Source organism: Eoetvoesiella caeni (assembly GCF_003315175.1).
In the GTDB taxonomy this organism is placed as follows: domain Bacteria; phylum Pseudomonadota; class Gammaproteobacteria; order Burkholderiales; family Burkholderiaceae_B; genus Eoetvoesia; species Eoetvoesia caeni.
Genome location: NZ_QNRQ01000002.1, coordinates 459,445 through 479,623, shown reverse-complemented (window position 1 = coordinate 479,623; position 20,179 = coordinate 459,445). Strand labels below are relative to the sequence as shown.

19 protein-coding genes are annotated in these 20,179 nt (G+C 60.1%); 8 read left to right on the top strand and 11 right to left on the bottom strand.

The genetic code is table 11. The annotated features are described in order from the left end of the window. Positions 1–35: 35 nt before the first annotated feature. From DFR37_RS05900 to DFR37_RS05890, 3 genes are all read right to left on the bottom strand, one after another. Positions 36–599: a MarR family winged helix-turn-helix transcriptional regulator gene (locus tag DFR37_RS05900; RefSeq protein ID WP_244960340.1), complete on the bottom strand. Its 564-nt coding sequence runs from the start codon at positions 597–599 to the stop codon at positions 36–38. Positions 600–716: 117 nt separating this feature from the next. Then, the gene (gene dinB / locus DFR37_RS05895) at positions 717–1,886 is read right to left on the bottom strand and encodes a DNA polymerase IV (protein WP_113932284.1); all 1,170 of its coding nucleotides are present in this window, start codon (positions 1,884–1,886) and stop codon (positions 717–719) included. 79 nt (positions 1,887–1,965) lie between these two features. Continuing rightward, entirely contained in the window at positions 1,966–4,023 is a 2,058-nt protein-coding gene (locus DFR37_RS05890; protein WP_113932283.1) for a TonB-dependent receptor domain-containing protein, read from the bottom strand. 223 nt (positions 4,024–4,246) lie between these two features. Here DFR37_RS05890 and gfa point away from each other — a divergent pair, with 223 nt between their 5' ends. Continuing rightward, a complete protein-coding gene (gene gfa / locus DFR37_RS05885) occupies positions 4,247–4,819 on the top strand; it encodes an S-(hydroxymethyl)glutathione synthase (RefSeq protein ID WP_113932282.1) in 573 nt (190 codons plus the stop codon). Here gfa and DFR37_RS05880 read toward each other — a convergent pair. The 5 genes from DFR37_RS05880 to DFR37_RS05860 all read right to left on the bottom strand — a co-directional run bounded on the left by DFR37_RS05880 (position 4,816) and on the right by DFR37_RS05860 (position 10,529). Further along, entirely contained in the window at positions 4,816–5,769 is a 954-nt protein-coding gene (locus DFR37_RS05880) for an AraC-like ligand-binding domain-containing protein (protein WP_113932281.1), read from the bottom strand. The two genes, gfa and DFR37_RS05880, sit on opposite strands and share 4 nt — an antisense overlap. A 220-nt stretch (positions 5,770–5,989) precedes the next feature. Beyond that, the gene (locus DFR37_RS05875; protein WP_113932438.1) at positions 5,990–7,099 is read right to left on the bottom strand and encodes an ABC transporter substrate-binding protein; all 1,110 of its coding nucleotides are present in this window, start codon (positions 7,097–7,099) and stop codon (positions 5,990–5,992) included. 96 nt (positions 7,100–7,195) lie between these two features. Continuing rightward, complete coding sequence (locus tag DFR37_RS05870) at positions 7,196–8,200, bottom strand: PDR/VanB family oxidoreductase (protein ID WP_244960341.1); 1,005 nt, start codon at positions 8,198–8,200, stop codon at positions 7,196–7,198. An 84-nt stretch (positions 8,201–8,284) separates the two neighbouring features. Then, a complete protein-coding gene (locus DFR37_RS05865) occupies positions 8,285–9,373 on the bottom strand; it encodes an aromatic ring-hydroxylating oxygenase subunit alpha (RefSeq protein WP_113932280.1) in 1,089 nt (362 codons plus the stop codon). 451 nt (positions 9,374–9,824) lie between these two features. Next, positions 9,825–10,529 (bottom strand): GntR family transcriptional regulator, encoded by a 705-nt coding sequence (locus tag DFR37_RS05860; RefSeq protein ID WP_113932436.1) that lies wholly within the window; start codon positions 10,527–10,529, stop codon positions 9,825–9,827. A gap of 338 nt (positions 10,530–10,867) precedes the next feature. On the opposite strand from DFR37_RS05860, the gene DFR37_RS05855 reads away from it, so the two are divergent. The 7 genes from DFR37_RS05855 to fdhA all read left to right on the top strand — a co-directional run bounded on the left by DFR37_RS05855 (position 10,868) and on the right by fdhA (position 17,748). Further along, complete coding sequence (locus DFR37_RS05855) at positions 10,868–11,851, top strand: PDR/VanB family oxidoreductase (RefSeq protein ID WP_113932279.1); 984 nt, start codon at positions 10,868–10,870, stop codon at positions 11,849–11,851. 21 nt (positions 11,852–11,872) lie between these two features. Further along, positions 11,873–12,958: an aromatic ring-hydroxylating oxygenase subunit alpha gene (locus DFR37_RS05850; RefSeq protein ID WP_113932278.1), complete on the top strand. Its 1,086-nt coding sequence runs from the start codon at positions 11,873–11,875 to the stop codon at positions 12,956–12,958. Between the two features lie 26 nt (positions 12,959–12,984). Further along, positions 12,985–13,872 carry a gallate dioxygenase gene (locus tag DFR37_RS05845; protein ID WP_113932277.1) on the top strand — a complete coding sequence of 296 codons (888 nt, stop codon included), beginning with the start codon at positions 12,985–12,987 and terminating at the stop codon, positions 13,870–13,872. Positions 13,873–13,882: 10 nt separating this feature from the next. Next, a complete protein-coding gene (locus DFR37_RS05840; protein ID WP_113932276.1) occupies positions 13,883–14,242 on the top strand; it encodes a protocatechuate 3,4-dioxygenase in 360 nt (119 codons plus the stop codon). 60 nt (positions 14,243–14,302) lie between these two features. Further along, positions 14,303–15,391 carry an aromatic ring-hydroxylating dioxygenase subunit alpha gene (locus tag DFR37_RS05835; RefSeq protein WP_113932275.1) on the top strand — a complete coding sequence of 363 codons (1,089 nt, stop codon included), beginning with the start codon at positions 14,303–14,305 and terminating at the stop codon, positions 15,389–15,391. Further along, entirely contained in the window at positions 15,388–16,386 is a 999-nt protein-coding gene (locus DFR37_RS05830; RefSeq protein ID WP_113932274.1) for a PDR/VanB family oxidoreductase, read from the top strand. The genes DFR37_RS05835 and DFR37_RS05830 overlap by 4 nt, the downstream gene beginning before the upstream one ends. 150 nt (positions 16,387–16,536) lie before the next feature. Next, positions 16,537–17,748 carry a formaldehyde dehydrogenase, glutathione-independent gene (fdhA, locus tag DFR37_RS05825; RefSeq protein ID WP_113932273.1) on the top strand — a complete coding sequence of 404 codons (1,212 nt, stop codon included), beginning with the start codon at positions 16,537–16,539 and terminating at the stop codon, positions 17,746–17,748. Between the two features lie 112 nt (positions 17,749–17,860). Here the strand turns inward: fdhA and DFR37_RS05820 are convergent, their stop codons facing one another. From DFR37_RS05820 to DFR37_RS05810, 3 genes are read right to left on the bottom strand one after another with little or no spacing between them, the layout of a single operon-like run. After that, positions 17,861–18,817: a Gfo/Idh/MocA family oxidoreductase gene (locus DFR37_RS05820; protein WP_113932272.1), complete on the bottom strand. Its 957-nt coding sequence runs from the start codon at positions 18,815–18,817 to the stop codon at positions 17,861–17,863. Beyond that, positions 18,814–19,731: an NAD(P)-dependent oxidoreductase gene (locus DFR37_RS05815; protein WP_113932271.1), complete on the bottom strand. Its 918-nt coding sequence runs from the start codon at positions 19,729–19,731 to the stop codon at positions 18,814–18,816. The genes DFR37_RS05820 and DFR37_RS05815 overlap by 4 nt, the downstream gene beginning before the upstream one ends. 4 nt (positions 19,732–19,735) lie before the next feature. Further along, entirely contained in the window at positions 19,736–20,176 is a 441-nt protein-coding gene (locus DFR37_RS05810; RefSeq protein ID WP_113932270.1) for a nuclear transport factor 2 family protein, read from the bottom strand. Positions 20,177–20,179: the final 3 nt, after the last annotated feature.

The window sequence follows — 20,179 nt, the reverse complement described above, 5'->3', positions numbered from 1 at the left end:
AAGAATTTCTATGGGTTGGCCCACTGGGGCAAACCCTAAACCGACTTGAGGACGGCCCTGCCGTATTGGTTGTTGGCGTCGACCAGTTCGACCAGCAGCGACATGAAGATTTTGCGGTCGCGCAGCGATAAAGGATCGAGCAGGCGCTGCTGTGCCCGGGCCATGCCCTGCTTCAGCAAGGCCATGACTCGCAAGCCTTCGGGAGTAACGGCGGCCTGGCGCGAACGGCGGTCCATGGGATTGATCCGGCGCTCTAGCAAGCCTTTTTCTTCAAGGCGCTTGATGACGTCGGCCGAAGTCGTACGGTCCAGCCCCACCTCGTAGCCTATGGCCGTCTGATCCAGCCAGGGATTGGCCGCCAAAACAGTCAAAATTCCATACTGAACCGGGGTTACATTTTCTTCTTTGCATTCTTCAAAGAACATGGCGTAGTGAATCTGGTTCAGACGGCGCACCAGGAAACCAGGGCGCGACCACAAGCCTTGGCTGAACGGCTCGGCCACCGTATCGTTATCAAACAGGCCGTGCTCTTCAAGAGGGCTGAAGGCATGATCGTCAGCTTGTGCTTCTTGCATCGACTGCTTGTGTACCTTTGTCATTTTGCCGCGAACCTTGTCGTAACGAATGTCTCGAATGCTCAGTATACAGAGCATTTTATTCTTATTTAATATAGATGTGTTGAGCTAGATCATAAAAAGCCTCTTCATGATAATACCTTAGTCCGAGAACAATTCACCCTGCGTTGTTTGCCCGCCCCCGGGTTGCGCGCCGGGCTGGGACAGCGCCCCTATCCGCACGCCCAGCAGGCGAATTTTATGATCCATAACAATACGCTTCAAACACTGCCCGGCGGCGCGATGAATAGTGTGGGCGTCGGCGGTTTCCACCGGCAAGGTAAAGTCGCGCGTCACGGTGCGAAAGTCATCGAAGCGCAGCTTGATGCCTATGGTTCGTCCCACATAGCCCTTGCGTTCGAGGTCGCCGGCCACTTGCGTGCACAAGCGCAAAAAGGCTTCGGACAAAGCCGCCTTATCGTGCAGCACATGCAGGTCGCGCTCGAAAGTGGTCTCGCGGCTTATGGACTTGGGCGTTGAATGCAATACCACCGGACGTTCGTCCAGTCCGTGGGCCACTCGCAGCAGCCAGCGCGCATAGGTCAGGCCGAAGTGCTCTTGCAGAAGGTCGGGCCGGGCCTGGGCCAACTGGGCAATGGTGGATATGCCCAAGCCCTCAAGCTTGACGCCGGCCTTGGGGCCTATGCCATTGATCTTGCGCACCGGCAGCGGCCAGATGCGCGTGGGCAAGTCGTCCATGCTAAGCAGGGTAAGGCCGTCCGGCTTGTCCAGGTCGGAGCCGATTTTTGAAAGCAGCTTGTTCGGCGATATCGCAATGGAACACACCAGGCCGGTCGCGTCTTTTACGGCCGCTTTGATGCGTTGCGCGATCTCGAGGCTGGGTTCGGCATGCTCGGTCAGGTCGATATAGATCTCGTCGATGCCGCGGTCTTCGATGCTGGGCGCGACCTGCGCCACCGCCGCTTTGAACAAGTTGGAATAGCGCCGGTAAGCGGCAAAATCGGCGGGCAACAGAATGGCATCGGGCGCCAGTTGCGCCGCCTTCATCATGCCCATGGCGGAAAACACGCCCAGAGCGCGCGCTTCGTAGGTGGAGGTGGTTATTACGCCCCGTCCTACGTAGTCGCGCAGGCGGGCATAGTTGCGGTTGCCGTTCTTGTCTGTTGCCGGCTGGGACACGGCACGACCGCCCACAACAACGGGGCGGCCGCGCAAGTCGGGGTAGCGCAGCAGCTCGACGGATGCAAAGAAAGCATCCATGTCCAGGTGCGCGATCCGCCGCGGTGCTGAGGGAGTATCGGATAAAGCCATGGCCTGACAATAAAGGGCGCCTAACAACGCTTACAGCCATTAGTATAAAGGAAGGCCGCGGCATTTACTGTATGCCTGCTCAGTATTCCATGCGCACGCCCACGGTCACGCGCCGCCCGGGCAATGGCGCGGCGTTGGCCACAAATGAAGCATGATTGAGCGCCAGTTGATCGAACAGGTTGCTGACGCGCGCATATACCGTGTAGTTGGACGCCCCCCAGCGGCCGTCGTAGGAAATTCCGGCATTGACCATGTTGTAGCCCGGCGTAGACGTCTCGTAGTCGGCGATCTGGCTCTGGCGGAAGGCGCGGTAGACTTCGACGTCCGCCGCCCAGTTCTGCCATAGCCATTTGCCGCGCACACCGGCGCGCGCGGCGGGAATACGCGGCAAGTCGCCCTGGCCGCCGGTAAGCCGGCCATACACCAGGTCGCCAAACACGCCCACGGTAAAGTGGCGGTTCAAACGATAGCTGGCCTGCGCCTCGCCGCCGGTAAACTCGGCATCGTGCTGTGCATAGCGGATAAGGCGAAAGTCCTCGAACTGGTCCAAGGTCTGGGCATAAATGTAGTCCTTGACCCGGTTGTGGAAGACGCTCAGGCTGAAGCGCGCATCGCCCGCGGTTTTGCGCAAGCTTAGATCTATATTGCGCGAAGTCTCCTTGCCCAGATCCACACTGCCTTGCTCGTAGGTATTGGTGGCCAGATGAATGCCGTCAGCGTAGAGCTCCTGGGCGTTGGGCAAGCGCTGCGAACGCGCCAACGACAAGGCCAGCGCGTAGCCTGGCGTAAAGTCCCAGACGGCGGCTCCCGACACCGACGTTGCGCTCATGCTGAAGCGCGGCTGGGCGTTGTCGGGCCGTATCGACTGCCAGTCCTGGCGCGCACCCAGCTCGAACCGCCAATCGTCAAGCTTGTATTCCTCCAACAGGAACACGCCCTCGCTTTGTGTCACGGTTTCCGGCATGAAGCTTTCTTCGCCCAGGGCGCTGAAATTGCTGCGCGCCGTCTGAACGCCAAGAACGCCGCGCCAGCCGGCTATCGGTTCGTGTTCGGCTTCCAGCCGGGCATCGTAGCCGCGGTTCTTGAACGTAGTCGCGACAACGCCTTGCTCTATCTCTTCGTGCCGGTAATCCGTCAGGCCGGCGCGCATGCTTATCTTTTTAATGCCCGCAAACGGCTGCCGGTATTCGCCACGCAGATCCACGCGCTTGTTCTTCAGCTTGACATAGGGCGCCGCTTCATCGGCGCCATGCTCTTCGTGATCGTGGCCGTGCTCTTCGTCTTCGCCATGGCCGCCGCAATGCAGACGGCTGCCATGGGGATGGCAGCTTTCATATTCGTGATTATGGCCGACCAGGCCGTATTCGCTTTGCGTCCCGGTGTAGGCCACGCCAATATAGCCGCGGTCGCCTATCCATGAAATGCCTACGCTACCCGTGGCGCTTTCCGACTGCGATCCCTTGAGTGTGCTGCTGGACCAGTTCGGCACGCGGTACTCGTCGGAGCGGCGCTTCAAGCCTTCCACGTGCACGGCGATATTGCCGCTGCCCGCCGTCAAGCCAAACGCCGCCGCGCGCTCGCTCGAACCGGTCGTCCCCTTTACTTCGGCAAAACCTTCCGGGCCGTGCTTTGGCACCGCGGTGGGGATTTTGTTGTCAAGCACATTGACGACGCCGCCTATGGCCCCGCCGCCGTAAAGCAAAGTGGCCGGGCCGCGCAGAACTTCAATGCGCTCGGCCAGCATGGGTTCGCTTGTGATCGCGTGGTCCGGCGATACCCCCGAGGCGTCCATCAGGGAAGACCCATCTGAAAGGACCTGCACGCGCGGCGCAGCCTGCCCCCGAATCACCGGCCGGCTCGCACCGGCGCCGAACGTGTCCGCATTCACCCCCGGCAAAGCGCTCAAGGTACTGCCCAATGTCCCCTCACGCCCCAACACCAGGGCCGACCCATCCAGTACATCGGCCGGCGCCGCCATGGCGTCTTTATCCAAGCCCAGCGGGCTGGCCGAAATAGTGATGCTTTCCAATTCTTGTGCCGGCTGCCGCGCGCCGGATGCCCCAGGCGTTTGCGCGGGCGCGGCAGCGCTATAAATCAAGGCCAGCCATATTGCGGGCATGCGCGATCTCAACAACATCGGAACTCCTTTCAGTTCTTATTCTCAAAAATGTTATGTTATAACATAACAACAATGAGACCCGATGCGGCCCGCTCAAAAATTTTCTCGGCTACGCAAAACTCCTCTTGCGAAACCCTCTTCTTCGCACATACTATAGAAACCCGGCGGCGGCGCTTGGCCGCTCGACGCTTTCGATGCTCAGATCATTCCCCATGCCTTGCCAAAACCCAGGAGCAGTCAAATGAGCCAACCCTCTTTGCACCCCGCCGTCGATAACGGCATCCAGCCAGCCAGCGCCTCGTTCGCCGGCGGCACGCTTCAATGTAAATGCAGCAGCAATCCGGTAACCGTCGAAATCTCATCGCAAACCGCGCACAATCATTTGTGCGGCTGCTCGAAGTGCTGGAAGCCCGAAGGGGCATTGTTTTCGCAAGTGGCGGTGGTGGGGCGCGAACACGTCAAGGTAACGGCCAACGCCGAAAAACTCGCCGCGGTCGATCCCACCGCGGTCATCAAGCGCTTTGCGTGCAAAGATTGCGGCGTGCACATGTACGGCCGCATCGACAACGAAAACCACCCGTTCTACGGCCTGGACTTCGTCCATACCGAACTCTCGCCTCAAACAGGCTGGGCCGCCCCTCAGTTCGCGGCTTTTGTCTCTTCCATTATCGAAACCGGCACCGATCCAGCCAGCATGGACTCAATCCGGCAAGCCCTTAAGGCCAAAAACCTGGAACCCTACGACTGCCTTTCGCCGGCCTTGATGGACGCCATTGCCACCCACGTTGCCAAGGCGTCGGGGGTTTTGCACTAAGAAGCGCCGCCGTTTGCGGCATGCAGCTCGCGATAGTCGGTCGGGCTCATGCCGTAGCGCGCCCGAAAGACGCGGCTGAAGTGGGCAATGCTGTTAAAGCCCCAGGCATAGGCTACTTCGCTGACCCGCCGCAAATTTATGGGGTCGATCAAGTCTTCGCGGCAGCGCTCCAGCCTGCGGGACAGCACATAATTGCCTACCGACGTTCCTTCATCGGCGAACAAATCGTTCACATAGCGTGTTGAACAGCCCAGCGCCTCGGCGACTTCGGCGGTGGTAACCGCCCGCAGGCGGGTTTCAATAAAAGACTTGGCCCGGTAAAGCAGCGCCGAACGATGGGTCGAGCGGCTGACATTGGCCGACCCCAGCTGGGTGCCCAGTGTCATGGCGACCAGATCGGCCGTTTGCGCGGTAAAGCGCTCGCCCATGATGGGATCCACACTGTTGTCGAAACGCGAAAGATTCAGCAAAAAATTGGATGTCAGGTGCCCCACTTGTTCGTCGGAAGAAAGCCTGACGGCCGTATAGCGCTCGAACGAGCCCAGGCGCTGCTTGAGCAGGCTGCGCGGAATCTGGCATATAAGCTGCGAAAAAGCCGTATCGAAAAACAATGAATAAGGGCGGGTAGCGTCATGGATGGCAAAGTCGCCCTTGCGCAGTACCGCCTCGCGGCCGTCCTGCACCACCCGCGCCATGCCCGATGTGATCAGGTTAAGTAAAACAACGTCTTTATGATGGGTTGAAATATCGGCGGCCGAGCGGCAGGCATGGTGCTTGGTTGCCTGGACCCGATGGCAGGAAATAGAGCCGATTTCGCTGACAGAAACGGCGCCGCGAAAATCCCGCGGCAAAGTCGTGACGCAGGGCACAAAGGTGCGCGAGATCGTGTCTTGCCAATAGGAAGACAGGTCTTTGTTACGCACGCGCGCAGTGGAGTAAAGCGATGACATTTCGTCCCCGTGCAAAGCCTCGCTGCCGCCAGTGCGGCGACAGCGGGCAAACCTGGTGGGAAGCCGGCAAAGACGCTTCAGCTTCCTTGGTTCAGGTATACCACGGATGGGCTATGCATGAAACTGGGGTAATCGGCAGGCGGCGGTCGTGTCCTGTCTGGCCCCGATGGCAAAGACAGGACACAACCGCCACTTTTACACTATGAACTTCCAACTGGCCTTATTTTGTTGCGGCAAGTATCCACTTGCCGTTCTCGATACGAATCATGGCCACGGCCCGGGCATCGAAGCCGGCATGATCTTCAGGCGTCATGTTCATCACGCCATTGGCCACGTCCAGGTCTTTCGTGCTTTCAAGCGCATCGCGCAGGGCTGCGCGAAACTCTTTCGTGCCCGGCTTGGCCTTTTTCACCGCAATGGGAATGGCCCGTTCCAGCAAGCGGCCGGCGTCCCAGACATGGGCGCCGAATGGCGAAACGCTGCCCTTGCCGTACTTGTCTTCGTAGTGCTTGATGTAGTCCAGGGCAACCTTCTTGGCTGGATGGGTGTCAGGCAACTGGCTGGCCACGAGCACCGGACCCACTGCAATAAACGTGCCTTCGCAATCCTTGCCGCAAACCCGCAGGAAGTCCTGATTGGCTGCGCCCTGGGTTTGATAGATCTTACCCTTGTAGCCGCGTTCGATCAGGGTCTTTTGCGGTAAAGCCGCCGGCGTCCCCGATGCACCGATGAAAATGGCGTCCGGCTTGGCCGTCATGGCCTTGAGTACGTTGCCGGTAACCGACGAATCGTTGCGGCCATAGCGTTCGTTGGCCACGATCTTGATCCCGTAGGTCGGCGCGTTTTTGTTCAATTCCTCCAACCAGCTGTCGCCATAGCCGTCGGCAAAGCCGATATAGCCGACCGTTTTCACGCCATTGTCGGCCATGTGCTTCAAGGCCGTCGAAGTCAGCAATGAGTCGTTCTGAACCGTCTTATAGACCCAATGGCGGTTGGCATCCATGGGCGAAACAATGTGCTTGGACGCCGCCACGCTGATCATGGGCGTGCCGGCCTGGCCGACAATATTGACCATAGCCAGCGAATTGGTGGTGATGGTCGATCCGATGATCGCGTCGACGTTGTCTTCGCTGATCAGCTTGTGCGTATTCTTTACGGCCACGCTGGTGTCGGAAGCGTCGTTCAGGATTATGTATTGCACCTTCTGGCCGCCGATCTCCTTGGGCAGCAAGGCTGCAGTGTTCTGTTCCGGAATACCCAGCGACGCCGCCGGCCCGGTCGTGGACAACGTCAAGCCTATCTTGACCTGCGCATACAGCGCCGTCGACATGAACAACCCGGCACAGACAGCGCCTACCTTTATGAAATTACGCAAAGCAGTCTCCTTGATTTATAAAAATATCTTTACTACAACGTTGATACGGCATTACAAGTCCAGGCACAAAACTGGATCGACGGACCGGGACACACAAATCATCATCGACTTGCCGGCCGCCCTCTCCTCCGAGGACAGCACGTAGTCGAAATGTTCGGGGCTGCCCGCGCAGACTCCTGTTTCGCAGGTACGGCATGTACCCTCACGGCAAGAAAACGGCAGGCTGAAACCATTTTCTTCCAGTACTTCCAGAATACTTTTGTCGGGCGGCACCGAAAACGACAACCCACTGCGCTCCAGGCGGATCTCGAAGGTTCCGGCGGCGGCTGGCGGAGCGTCAGTCTTGGGCGCCGAAAACCATTCGAAATGCGCCACTCCGGGCGGATGGGTGGCGGCGGCGTCCTGCACTGCCTCCATCAAGGCCTGGGGTCCGCAACAGTAAATTTGCTCTCCTTCAGCCAAGTTTTGCACAAGATCGGCCACCTGCAAATAACCACCTTGCTCGTCGTCGAAATGCCACTGTACGCGCTCGCCGCCCAGCGATTGGATTTCTTCGTAAAGCGCGGCCCGCTGCCGGTTGCGGGCGGCATAGACCAGGCGCCATGGACGCTGGTTGGCCGCGCACCACCGGATCATCGACATAATTGGGGTAATGCCTATGCCGCCGGCAATGAACAGATACGACTGCGCGGCGGCATCAAGCGGAAAATTATTGCGCGGCGCGCTGATTTGCAACGGCGCGCCTTGCGTCAGGCTTTCGTGCACACAGGCCGATCCGCCCCGGCTGTCGGCCGCCTTGCCCACGGCCAGCACATAACGGTCGGTTTCCCTGCAGTCGTTCAGCAAGGAATATTGGCGCGTCAAACCATTGGGAAGACTCACTTCCACGTGGGCACCGGGCTCGAACGCAGGCAATGCGCGGCCCCGCGCATCCCGCAGCTCCAGCAACATGACGTCCTTGGCTTCCGCCATATAGCGGGCGATGATTACTTCCAGTTTTTGGGCTTGCGCCCTGTCGCCGGCCATCGCCATCGCCGGCTTCTCTGCTGCTGCCATGTTCATAAATCCTCTCCAGGCAACGCCATGCAATTCCGCTCCCGTATTAACGCAAGCACTACCCATGCATGACGCGGTTCATTCTTACGCCGCCACGGCCGGGGATTTATTGCGCTGAACCTCTTGGGCTTGCGGAACCGCCTGCTGCTGGCGTTCTGCGGCTATCAACTTGTCCATGGTCCACCGGAAATGGGATAGCGGCCCGTCGGCGGCAATGGCCAGCAACTTGAAGTCAGGGTCTTCGTCCAGAATGCGCTGCTGGCGCTCGATGATGTGCTTGTCCTCCATGAAGCCTTCTATCAGGCTGTCGTGCAGGGACAAGGTCACGTTGTAATTGTCGACCTCGAAGTTATGCAGATAGCTGAAGAAAAAGTGCGTCGTGCTTTCGGTCTCGGGCGTAATGAACTGGCAATTGCGATATTCCTTTGCCCCTTCTTTGTTGCCTTTCTCAGCGCCCGCGCCCGCCGGAGCAAACCCGCTTTCCAGGAAGAAGATTCCCGGCACTTGCATATGGCCCACGTTCCAGCGGTCGACATTGTTGTTATTGTCGATAACCTTGCGATGGAACGGAGGCGGCGCGCTGTTCATGTGCCAGCGCGTTACGCGAAAACCGCGTTCCAGGCGCTCGACCGAAGCGGGCTTGGTCTTGTAGGCATACTCTTCCGAGCCGCCCAGCGTATGGGTATGCACCCATGCCAGATGGGCAAAGTCGCTTAGGTTGTCGACGATAAGCAGGTAGTTGGATTCGTAATGAATATAGTCCGGCATGCCGCGCCAGGCGGGATCGCTTAAATACGGGAAGTCGATAATTTGCGACTCGTCGGCCAGGGCCGGATCGCCCATCCAGATCCAGATCAGGTGGTCGCGCTCGACGACGGGGTAGCTGTGAACGCCCAGCTTGGGCGGAATCATTTCCTGGCCGGGGATTTCAATGCATTTGCCGGCGGCATTGAACTTCAGCCCGTGATACATGCAGCGCACGTCGTCGCCCTCGCGGCGCCCCATGGACAGCGCCGCACCGCGATGACAGCAGCGGTCCGCCAGAGCAACAACTTTGCCGCTTTCGCCGCGATAAAACAAGACCGGCTCGTTCAACAGCTTGCGTGCCAGCATCTTGCTGTCGATAAGCTCGTAATCCCACCCCGCCATATACCAGCAGTTCTTTAAAAACATGTCTCCATCTCCTGTAAGAAAATCGTCCCCGGCCCAGTGCAATACCGCTGCCGCCTGGAATCCCGGGATCGATTCCGATTGCTCATTGGAGCGCGGGCGCGGCTGCGCCAGGGCTACCTGAATATGGATTAAGTATAGGATTGAAAGGACGCAAAAAACGCAATCCCGATGGGGCTCGCTGCGGTTGGAAAGTGGGTTTTCCCCCACAAAAAACGGGCCCGGAAACCAGCAAGAATTTTTATAATTTATTTATATTTCAATGGCTTGCGATTTTATTTTATATTTTAAATCAAGCTTGTCTGGATTGATCGGTTGCCAATTCGAGCACTGGCGGTCAAGCTTTTGTTCCGCCCCGGACAACAAATTTAAAAGCCGCGGCGGGCCTGCTGCATGCAGCCGTATGCTTTCGCATCAAAAACCTTGCCAGCATTCTGCCTGCAAGGGCCATCTGCTACGCCGCGTCCGCCCTCAGTGCCATTAAAGGCCCCATGGCCGGGTCCAGGGTTTGGCTTTTTTCCTGGGTGTACGCATGCTCTCGAAACAGGAACTCGGCCCGGTCGCCCTGCCCCGCTTCGATGGCCTCGACAATATTGTGATGCTGGCCGTGGGCATAAAACAGAAAATCGAACATTTTTTCTTTGCTGGAACTGGAAAAAGCGATGCTTTTAGGCGCCGTAAAGGGCACAAGATTACAGCGCTCGGTCAGGCTTTCCAGCAGGGGTACTTGCGAAGCTTCCATAATAAGCTGATGAAAGCGCGCGTTCATTTCGGCATAGCGCAGTTCGTCGTCGTCCGCCAACACGCGATTGGCGAATATGGCGTCGCCTTCATACAGGCAGGCTTTCAAGGCCGCCAGCAGCGCGGCCGAAGCGCCGCGTTCGGCCACGATGCGCGCTGCAAACCCTTCCAGCACGGAGCGAATGCGCAAAGCATCCAGGCTGTGCTGGGCGGTAAAAGCCCGCACCGAATAACCGCGCTTGCCAGCCGGCACCAGCAAGCCTTCTTGCGCCAGGGCCGGCAAAGCCTGGCGCACCGGCGTGCGCGACACTCCAAGCCGCGTTGCCAGCTCGGCCTCGGGCATGCGTTCGCCGGGCACGAGTTCGCCCCGCAAAATCATTTCGCGAAGACGAACAATGACGGATGAAGGCTGTGTCATAAAAATATCCAAAAAGACTTCAGTGCTGCCGCCGAAAATCCCGGCCACCTTGGCCGCCCTTTCTGAGCGGCAGGGCCGCCGCCCGTAGGCCGAAGTTCTGCGCCATTATCGAAGCCGCCGGCGCGAAATCGGCAGCTATTCCTGCTTGGCGCCACGCCGCCGTACGGCGCTTGCATTTCGCCATCATAACAAAAAAAGAATCCCAAAATGGATCCGAATATTGTATATTCTGCCTAATAATTCAGAAAATACCCTAATTTGGGATCCCAAAACTGAAATTCAGGTTAAACTAAAAAGAACTGAACAACGGCCCACCCCGCATTACCGGAGCTCTTATCTTGGCCAAGAACAATCTGCGCGTCGTGGTCGCCGGCATCCGGCAACTTACCCCTCGAATCCGCGAATACCTGCTGCGCTCTGAAGACGGCAATGCCCTGCCGCCTTTCGAGCCCGGCGCCCACGTCGAATTGCACACCCAGTCGCCCGCCAGCGGCCCTATCGTTCGCCATTACTCGTTGATCGGCGGCGCCGGCAATTGGGACGACACCCCCGACATCTATCGCATTGCCGTCCAGCGCGAAGACCGCCAGCGCGGTTCGGCACATATCCACGATACCTTTGCCATTGGCACGGCGTTGCAGGTTTCCCATCCCAAGAACCATTTCCCGCTGGACCGCCGCGACGCAAAAAGCCTGCTCATCGCCGGCGGCATCGGCATTACCCCCATTCTTTCCATGCTGCGCAGCCTGGTGCGGCGCGGACGCAATTTCGAAATGGTCTATTCGGGCCGCGCCGCCGACGACATGGCCTACCGCCACGACGTCCTGCGCCTTGGCGCCGGCAAGGCGCGCATTCATGTAAGCGGCGCCGACAGCAACAACCTGCTGGACTTGCGCGGCCTGCTGGCCGGACAGCCTGGCGGCACCAACGTTTACGCCTGCGGCCCGGCGCCCATGATCAAGGCCGTCGAACAGGCCGCGCACGAGCTGGGCTGGGACCCATCCCGCATACGCAACGAACTGTTTTCATCCGGGCCGGGCGCCGACGATGTCGCCTTCGATGTCGAACTCAAGTCGTCGGGGCGCCTGGTTCATGTCGGCCGCGACACCAGCATACTGGACGCGCTTACCGCGGCCGGCGTGCACGTGCTGTCGGACTGCCGGCGCGGCGAATGCGGCCTTTGCCCTCTCGACGTCCTGGACAACGACGGCCAGCTTGTCCACCGCGACCGCTATCTGGACGAAGAAGAACGCGCATCCGGCCAGACGCTTTGCATCTGCGTTTCACGAACCACCGGGTCGCGGCTGGTTCTGGACGCCTGACACACATACCAGGAGACACACATGAGCTATACCGAAGTTGAATTCACATTCGAACCCGGCGGCTACGCAGACAATGCCACACCGCTCATCCGCAACTGCTGGTACGTAGCCGGCTTTGCTTCTGAAATTTCGCGCGACATCATCAGCCGCCGCTTTCTGGGCGTTGACGTAGCGCTGTACCGGACCCTGGCGGGCGAGCCCGTTGCCGTGCGCAACCGCTGCCCCCACCGCTCGTTTCCCTTGGCCAAGGGCCGCCTTGACGGCGACGTGCTGGTTTGCGGCTACCACGGCATGCAGTTCGACCCTTCGGGGCGCTGCGTCAACATGCCGTCCATGCCCATCGTGCCGGCCAACGCCAACGTGCGCACCTTTCCCGTTGCCGAACGCGGCCCGATCGTCTGGATCTGGATGGGCAACCCGGACCTGGCCGACGAGAGCCTCATCCCGAATACCGAATGGCTGGCCGATCCGGCCTGGAAAAGCGTGCGCGGCACCTTCCCGTTGAATTCCGACTACGTTTCCATGCACGAAAACCTGCTGGATCAAACCCATTTCCCTTTCCTGCATCCGGGCACCGTGGGCACGCTGGAATACGCCCGCTCCAAGCTTAAAGTACGCCAGGAAGGCGAAACCGTCATCATCGACCGCTCGCTCAAGAACTCGCCGCCCCCGGGCATCTACGGCATTCCCACCAACCTCATGCACAAGAACGTCGACCGCCTTTCCGAAGCCCGCTTTGCGTCGCCGGCCATGCACGTTGCGTTTGCCCAGATCATCGACCACGAACCTGCCGAAGGCAGGCCGTCGGTCTATCGTTTCAATATCACCCACCTTGTCACCCCCGAGTCCAACGGGCGCATACATTACTGGTGGTTCAACACCCGCAATTTCGACCTGGACAACAGCAAAACCGACGACTTCCTTTACGAAGCCTCCACCAAGGCTTATCTTGAAGATGTCGACGCGCTCGAGGCCATACTCAACGCGGTCCAGACCGACGTCGAACCCCAGTTCGACCTTAACTTCGCCCCCGACAAGCCCGGCCTGATGATGCGCAAGGTACTGCATCAGCGCGCCGCCGCGGAGGCCGGCTACCAATTTGCCTGACGGCAACTTTATTTACTGGATATATCATGGCAAAAATCATCGGCTGCATCGGAACCTCGCATGTCCCGACCATTGGCGTCGCTTACGATAAAGGCCGCCAGAACGACCCCGCCTGGGCTCCTCTTTTCGAGGGCTACAAGCCGGTGGCCGAATGGCTGGCCGAGAAAAAGCCGGACGCCCTCATCTTTTTCTATAACGACCACGCCACCACCTTCTTTTTCGACATGTACCCAACCTTCGCGCTGGGCGTGGGCGAACGCTTCCCTGTGGCCGACGAAGGCGCGGGGCTGCGCAATCTTCCGGCCATCAAGGGCAATGTCGACCTGCAATGCCATATTGCCGAATCGCTGGTCAACGACGAGTTCGACCTGGCCATCTTCCAGGAAAAGCCCATCGACCACGGCTGCGCCTCGCCCCTGCCGCTGTTGTGGCCGCACGAGCCGGATTGGCCCGGCGCCATCGTGCCCATTGCCATCAATGTGCTGCAGTACCCGCTGCCCACCGCATTGCGCTGCTACAAGCTGGGCCAGGCCGTGCGCCGCGCAGTCGAGTCCTACCCCGAAGATCTCAAGGTCGTCATCGTTGGCACCGGCGGCCTGTCGCACCAGATCCACGGCGAACGCACCGGGTTCAACAACGAAGAATGGGACCTGGAATTCTTGCGCCAATTGCAGTTCGAACCCGAAAAGCTCACTAAATTGACCCACGCCGACTTCGTCCGGCTGGGCGGCGCCGAAAGCGTTGAGCAAATCATGTGGCTGGCCATGCGCGGCGCCATGCCGGAAAAAATCCGCAAGCTGCATCAAAACTATTACCTGGCCACCACCACCGCCATGACTGTCGCCCTGTACGAAGAAGGCGAAGAAACGCCGCAAGCGGCCGCCAGCCAACAAGCGGCCCACGCCCCGGCATAAGGAAACGCTCATGAACCCGCAACTAAAAGGTATGGAAGAGCTGGGCGGCACCTACGCCTTCGACATCCGCACCAGCAATCGCACGCTCAAGCTCAACCGCTTTCTCTGGAAAATGATAGGCAAGGAATGGCGCGAACGCTATCTGGCCGACCCTGAAGCGATCATGCAGGAAGCCGAACTGAACGACACCGAAAAAGACCTGCTGCGCAAGCAGGACTGGCTGGGCCTGGTGCAATACGGCGCCAACTTTTTCGTGCTGGAAAAGTTCGCGCGCGTGGCGCGCAAGACCAACCTCGAGGTCTACGCCATCATGCGCGGCGAAAGCTTCGAAGAATTCATGCAAACCCGCCGCGTTCCCGAATCGCGCTAAACCGCGGCGGCCGGGCGGCGCCCGGTTGCCCTGAATAAAAGACCCCAGCCGGAGACACACATGACGCCGCGCCCAACCTTTCCCCTGAACGCCTGGTATGTTGCCGCGTGGGATGCCGAAGTCGGCCGCAGTCTGCTTTCACGCAGCATCTGCAACGAACAAATGGTGCTTTACCGCAAGCAGGACGGCCGCGCCGTCGCTCTGGCCGATGCCTGCTGGCACCGGCTGGTCCCTTTGTCTTTGGGCACCCTGGTCGGCGATGACGTGCGTTGCGGCTATCACGGCATGCGCTTCAATGCCGACGGTCGCTGCACGCATATGCCCAGCCAGGAAACCATCAATCCCTCCGCCTGCGTAAAGTCGTTTCCTGTGGTGGAGCGCCACCGCTTCGTGTGGGTATGGCCCGGCGATCCCGCGCTGGCGGACCCTGCCACGGTACCCGACCTGCACTGGATGGACGACGCCGACTGGGCGGGCGACGGCAGCATGGTCGAAGTCAAGGCCGACTACCGCCTGGTGCTGGACAACCTTATGGACCTCACGCACGAAACCTTTGTGCACAGCTCCAGCATAGGCAACGAAGCCCTGGCCGAAGCGCCATTCGAAGCCATGCATGGCGAAACCACCGCCAGCGTGCGCCGCTGGGTCCTGAACGAAGAGGCGCCTGCGTTCTGGGGCGCCCAGCTTGGCAAGCCCGGCCCGGTCGATCGCTGGCAAATCATTCACTTCAAGGCGCCCGCCACCATTTTGCTGGACGTGGGCGTAGCCCCCGCCGGCAGCGGCGCCCCCCAAGGCGATCGCAGCCAGGGCATCAGCATGTGGGTCATCCACATACCCACGCCGGCGACCGACAAGACCTGTTATTACTTCTGGTGCCACCTGCGCAACTATCGCGTGCGCGAACAACGCCTTACGCGCGAAGTCCTGCAAGCGGCACGCGGCATTCTTCTCGAAGACGAAACCATAATCGAGGCGCAGCAGCGCGCCATGGACCGCAATCCGGGGCGCGACTTCTACAACCTGAACATCGATGCCGGTTCGCTATGGGCCCGACGCCTTATCGACGAATTGATAGACAAGGAGTTGGCCGAAAAGCCCGCTGTGCACAGCATCCCCATTATTCCCGCAGCAAAGGCCCTACGCGCATGAGCACCCCAGACACTTGGTTCGACGCCACGGTCATCGGCATACGCAACCTTACACCCACGGTAAAAGAGTTCCGCCTGCAATACCCGCTGGCCTTGCGGCTTGCGCCGGGCGCACATATCGACGTGCAGGTCGCCATCGACGGCCAAACTGCAATGCGCTCGTACTCCGTCGTCCGGTCCGATGCCAACGGGCAGATCGTCATTGCGGTAAAGCAAGTGCAAGGCAGCCGCGGCGGGTCGCGCTATATGGCGTCGTTGACGCTGGGTTCCACTCTAAAAGCCAGCGCACCGGTTTCCAACTTCGAACCCGTATACGGCCCCCATCATTATCTTCTGCTGGCGGCGGGCATAGGCGTAACCCCCATGCTAAGCGTGGCGCGCGCCCTGGTAGCGCAAGGTGCCAGCCTACAAATGCTCTACGCCGTGCGCAGCAAGGACGAACAGGCTTACCTGCCAGATCTGCAAGACCTGCTTGGCGAGCGCCTGCGTGTATTTTCCGCCGACCGCAACGAACGCCTGGACGTCGCCGCCGAAATCAATGCACTGGCCGAGTCGGCCCAGCTTTATCTGTGCGGCCCCATAAAGCTGCTGGATGCGGCGCGCGAGCATTGGCAGGCCGCGGGGCGCCACGCCGCGCAATTGCGCTATGAAACCTTCGGCTCCAGCGGCCGCTACCTTCCCCAGGACTTCACCGTACGCGTTCCCCGCCTGGGCCGCGAAATTCTGGTTGACGCAGGGCAGTCCATGCTGGATGCCTTATCCGAGGCCGGCATCGCCATGGTGTCCAATTGCCGCCGCGGCGAGTGCGGCCTTTGCGCCGTCGACGTCCTGGAAACTGATGGCGTCCTCGATCATCGCGACGTATTCTTCAGCAGCCGCGAGCACGCCGGCGGCAATCGAATCTGCACTTGCGTATCACGCGTGGCAGGCACTAGTATCACTATCGAGCCTCCCTGGCGCGGCGACCCCGACCTTTCGCATACTACGGTCCTCTAACCTTGAACCGGCTCCCTTGCACCAAGGGCGCCGTTGCTAATCGTAATTCCTATTGATTTTTCCCAGCCAGCCGGTAACATTCAGTGGACTGTACGTAAACAAAGCACAGCAGTAACGCAGTACCCATTATCAATCCAAAGGAGCAAGCAAATGGCGTCAAACCGAGGCGTAGCCTACGTCGAACCCGGCAAGGTCGAAATCCAGTCCATTCCCTTTCCGGAACTGGTCACTCCCGCCGGCAAGACCGCCGGCCACGGCGTAATCCTTAAAGTCCTGTCCACCAATATCTGCGGCTCCGACCAGCACATGGTGCGCGGCCGCACAACAGCACCCACCGGCCTGATCCTGGGCCATGAAATCACCGGCGAAGTGCTCGAAGTCGGCCGCGATGTCGAGAACATGAAAAAAGGCGATCTCGTCTCCGTGCCTTTCAACGTCGCCTGCGGCCGCTGCCGCACCTGCAAAGAGCAAGACACCGGAGTCTGCCTTACCGTCAACCCCTCGCGCGCGGGCGGCGCCTATGGCTACGTCGATATGGGCGGCTGGATCGGCGGCCAGGCCGAATACGTCATGGTGCCCTACGCCGACTTCAACCTGCTTAAATTTCCCGACCGCGATCAGGCCATCGAAAAAATCCGCGACCTGACCTGCCTGTCAGACATCCTGCCTACCGGCTTCCACGGCGCGGTCACCGCGGGCGTCGGCCCGGGCAGCACCGTTTACGTTGCGGGCGCGGGCCCCGTCGGCCTGGCTGCAGCCGCTTCTGCGCGCCTGCTGGGCGCCGCCGTCGTCATCGTCGGCGACCTTAACGCCGACCGCCTGGCCCATGCCAAGAAGGTGGGCTTCGAAGTCGTCGACGTCTCGCTCGACACCCCGCTGGGCGACCAGATCGCCGCCATCCTGGGCACGCCCGAAGTCGACTGCGCCATCGACGCCGTCGGTTTCGAAGCGCGCGGCCACGGCCACAGCGGCTCGCAAGTCGAAGCCCCCGCCACCGTCCTGAACTCGCTCATGAACATCACCCGTCCCGCCGGTAAAATCGGCATCCCGGGGCTGTATGTCACCGAAGACCCAGGCGCCCACGACAAAGCCGCGCAAACCGGCTCGCTCAGCGTGCGCTTCGGCCTGGGCTGGGCCAAGTCGCACAGCTTCTTCACCGGCCAGACCCCGGTCATGAAGTACAACCGTGCCCTCATGCAAGCCATTCTATGGGACCGCATCAACATCGCCGAAGTCGTAGGCGTGCAAGTCATCACCCTGGACGACGCACCTCGCGGCTACCACGAGTTCGATCTTGGCGCCCCCAAGAAATTCGTCATCGACCCGCACGGGCAGCTGGGAGCCCAACGCAAGGCGGCTTAAGCAGATACTTCGCAGCCTAAAGAAAATGGCCCGATCGTCCGCGATCGGGCCATTTGCATATTACCGGCGAGCCTCGTAGAAACGGCAACGCACACGCATCCCGCCTGCGGCCTCACGCCAGAAGCTGCTGCTCCAGCTGGTGCAACACCCGGTAGCAAGGCAACACCTTGGCAACGCTTGCATTCGGTTCGCGCCCTTCGCGGATGGCGGCGATGAACTCGCGGTCTTGCAGCTCGATGCCGTTCATGGAAACGTCTACGTTGCTGACGTCGATTTTCTCTTCTTTGCCGTTGTACAGGTCATCGTAGCGGGCGATATACGTGGCGGTGTCGCCGATATAGCGAAAGAAACTGCCCAGCGGCCCGTCGTTATTGAAGCTCAAGGCCAGCGTGCAGATGGCGCCGGTGCTGCTTTTGAGCTGGATCGACATGTCCATGGCAATGCCCAGCTCGGGATGAACCGGGCCTTGCACAGCATTGGCCTGCACCACTTCGCCGCCAGTTTGATAGGCAAACAGATCTACCGTATGGGCGGCATGGTGCCACAGCAAATGGTCGGTCCAGCTGCGCGGCTGGCCCAGCGCGTTCATATTGCTGCGGCGAAAAAAGTACGTTTGCACATCCATATGCTGAAGGCTGAACCGGCCCGCAAGCGTCTCTTGATGCACATACTGATGGCTAGGATTAAAGCGGCGGGTGTGGCCGCACATGGCAACCAGGCCGCTTTGCGCCGCAAGCGCGGCCACTGCCTTGGCATCGGCCAGGCTGTCGGCCAATGGAATCTCTACTTGCACATGCTTGCCGGCCTTCAGGCACTGCATGGCCTGCCCGGCATGCAAGGGGGTTGGCGTACACAAGATAACCGCATCCACCTGCGGCAAGGCCAGGCTGTCCGACAACTGCGTCGTCGCGTGGGCAATGCCGTACTTGTACGCCGCCGACTTCGTCTTGCCCAAGTCATGGCCCACCAGCGACACCACCTCGACGCCGTCGATCGCCCGCAGTCCGTCCAGATGCTTGGTACCGAATGCGCCGACGCCGGCCAGCGCCAGTTTCAGGGGCCGGCTCATTCGGCCGCTTTCTGTTCTTGCAGCGCGTCGACAAAGCCCGGCCAGACGAATTTTTCGCCGACGGGATACGATATTCCCAACTCTTGCATGCGATCGACGAAGGCGTCCTGCAACTGCGCGGTGGCGCTGGCCATCAAGGGGTCGACGCTTGCGTCTTGCAAGGTCTCGACCACTTCGCGCATTTCAGCGGCCCGGCGCCGCCCGTGTTCAGCCACGCGGCTGATCAGGTAGTTCGGCAGGTTTTCCGTCCAGCCCATGCTGGGAAAGGTTTCAGCCAGCGAGGCCAGCACTTCTTGCTCGGCGCCGTAGCGCCGCGCCGCGGACATGCATTCGACTGTCAGCGCTTCAAGCCCTTTGATCATCACGCTGCGGCACATTTTTATGGCGGAAGCCACACCCACCCGGGTCGCCACCGCGCGAGTCTGAAAGCCCAATGCATTCAAGCGTTCGGACAAGGCAGCGGCTTGCTGCCCGCCCAGCAGCATCGGCACTTTAAGGCCATAGGGCGGCACCGGCGCCATCACTGCGGACTCTACATAGAAGGCCCCCGAGCGTTCCACCGCGTCGCGATCCAGTTCTTTGGTGGCGGGCGAAACGGAGTTGATATCCATAAAGTACTGGCCCGGCCGCAGGAATTCGGCGGCCGCTTCAGCCGCCATGCGGGCCGAACTGGCGGTAACCGCGGAGATGACAAGGTCGGCCCCGCCCAAGGCGCTTTCAAGACTGTCGTGCAATGCAACGCCCAACGCATTGGCACGCTCGGCCAGTGCGGGGCGCAAAGCAGCGTCGTGGACCTTGATGTCGTATGTCCCAACCTTGCCGCCGGCCTGCACGCAGCCCTGGGCCAGCAAGGCTCCGGCTTCACCGAAGCCGATCAAGGCAATCGAATTCAGTTGCAATGTTTTTTCGCCCATGATTTCAATCCCTGTACATAATGAATACCGCCTCGCGCCTGGCGATGCGCCACCCTTGCTCCGTCTTGACGAAGCTGTCGTGAAACTCGCCAAGCACCTGGCGTGCATTGGCCTTGCGCCCAAAGGCCTCGGGCGCCGCCTCGGCAGTGGTGCTCCACAGCAGCACATAGCTGACCGCCTGCGCCGATCCGGCTTGCGTATCCGAAAAAACGGTGTTGCTGACCACGTGCCGGGTTATCCGGTCGGCCGGCTTGGCGCGGTACGAGGCCAGGATTTCAGCGCGCCCATTCAGCCATGCACCGCCAGGCCGTGCCAACTGCGCGTCCTCAGTGAACAGCCCGGCAAAGGCATCGTGGTTTTGCTGGTCGGTAAAATATGCCGCACGCGCCACAAGATCCCTGCAAAGCGCCTGAGCGGCAAGCTGTTCCGATTCAATACTGCCCATGGA

What these genes read in the sequence shown, in the direction of transcription:
- DFR37_RS05830 (WP_113932274.1), top strand. Translation starts at nt 15,388, where the DNA reads ATGAGCACCCCAGACACTTGGTTCGACGCCACGGTCATCGGCATACGC.
- fdhA (WP_113932273.1), top strand. Translation starts at nt 16,537, where the DNA reads ATGGCGTCAAACCGAGGCGTAGCCTACGTCGAACCCGGCAAGGTCGAA.
- DFR37_RS05835 (WP_113932275.1), top strand. Translation starts at nt 14,303, where the DNA reads ATGACGCCGCGCCCAACCTTTCCCCTGAACGCCTGGTATGTTGCCGCG.
- DFR37_RS05850 (WP_113932278.1), top strand. Translation starts at nt 11,873, where the DNA reads ATGAGCTATACCGAAGTTGAATTCACATTCGAACCCGGCGGCTACGCA.
- gfa (WP_113932282.1), top strand. Translation starts at nt 4,247, where the DNA reads ATGAGCCAACCCTCTTTGCACCCCGCCGTCGATAACGGCATCCAGCCA.
- DFR37_RS05845 (WP_113932277.1), top strand. Translation starts at nt 12,985, where the DNA reads ATGGCAAAAATCATCGGCTGCATCGGAACCTCGCATGTCCCGACCATT.
- DFR37_RS05880 (WP_113932281.1), bottom strand. Translation starts at nt 5,769, where the DNA reads ATGTCATCGCTTTACTCCACTGCGCGCGTGCGTAACAAAGACCTGTCT.
- DFR37_RS05820 (WP_113932272.1), bottom strand. Translation starts at nt 18,817, where the DNA reads ATGAGCCGGCCCCTGAAACTGGCGCTGGCCGGCGTCGGCGCATTCGGT.
- DFR37_RS05890 (WP_113932283.1), bottom strand. Translation starts at nt 4,023, where the DNA reads ATGTTGTTGAGATCGCGCATGCCCGCAATATGGCTGGCCTTGATTTAT.
- DFR37_RS05860 (WP_113932436.1), bottom strand. Translation starts at nt 10,529, where the DNA reads ATGACACAGCCTTCATCCGTCATTGTTCGTCTTCGCGAAATGATTTTG.
- DFR37_RS05810 (WP_113932270.1), bottom strand. Translation starts at nt 20,176, where the DNA reads ATGGGCAGTATTGAATCGGAACAGCTTGCCGCTCAGGCGCTTTGCAGG.
- DFR37_RS05865 (WP_113932280.1), bottom strand. Translation starts at nt 9,373, where the DNA reads ATGTTTTTAAAGAACTGCTGGTATATGGCGGGGTGGGATTACGAGCTT.
- DFR37_RS05875 (WP_113932438.1), bottom strand. Translation starts at nt 7,099, where the DNA reads ATGTCGACGGCGCTGTATGCGCAGGTCAAGATAGGCTTGACGTTGTCC.
- DFR37_RS05840 (WP_113932276.1), top strand. Translation starts at nt 13,883, where the DNA reads ATGAACCCGCAACTAAAAGGTATGGAAGAGCTGGGCGGCACCTACGCC.
- DFR37_RS05815 (WP_113932271.1), bottom strand. Translation starts at nt 19,731, where the DNA reads ATGGGCGAAAAAACATTGCAACTGAATTCGATTGCCTTGATCGGCTTC.
- DFR37_RS05900 (WP_244960340.1), bottom strand. Translation starts at nt 599, where the DNA reads ATGACAAAGGTACACAAGCAGTCGATGCAAGAAGCACAAGCTGACGAT.
- DFR37_RS05870 (WP_244960341.1), bottom strand. Translation starts at nt 8,200, where the DNA reads ATGGCAGCAGCAGAGAAGCCGGCGATGGCGATGGCCGGCGACAGGGCG.
- dinB (WP_113932284.1), bottom strand. Translation starts at nt 1,886, where the DNA reads ATGGCTTTATCCGATACTCCCTCAGCACCGCGGCGGATCGCGCACCTG.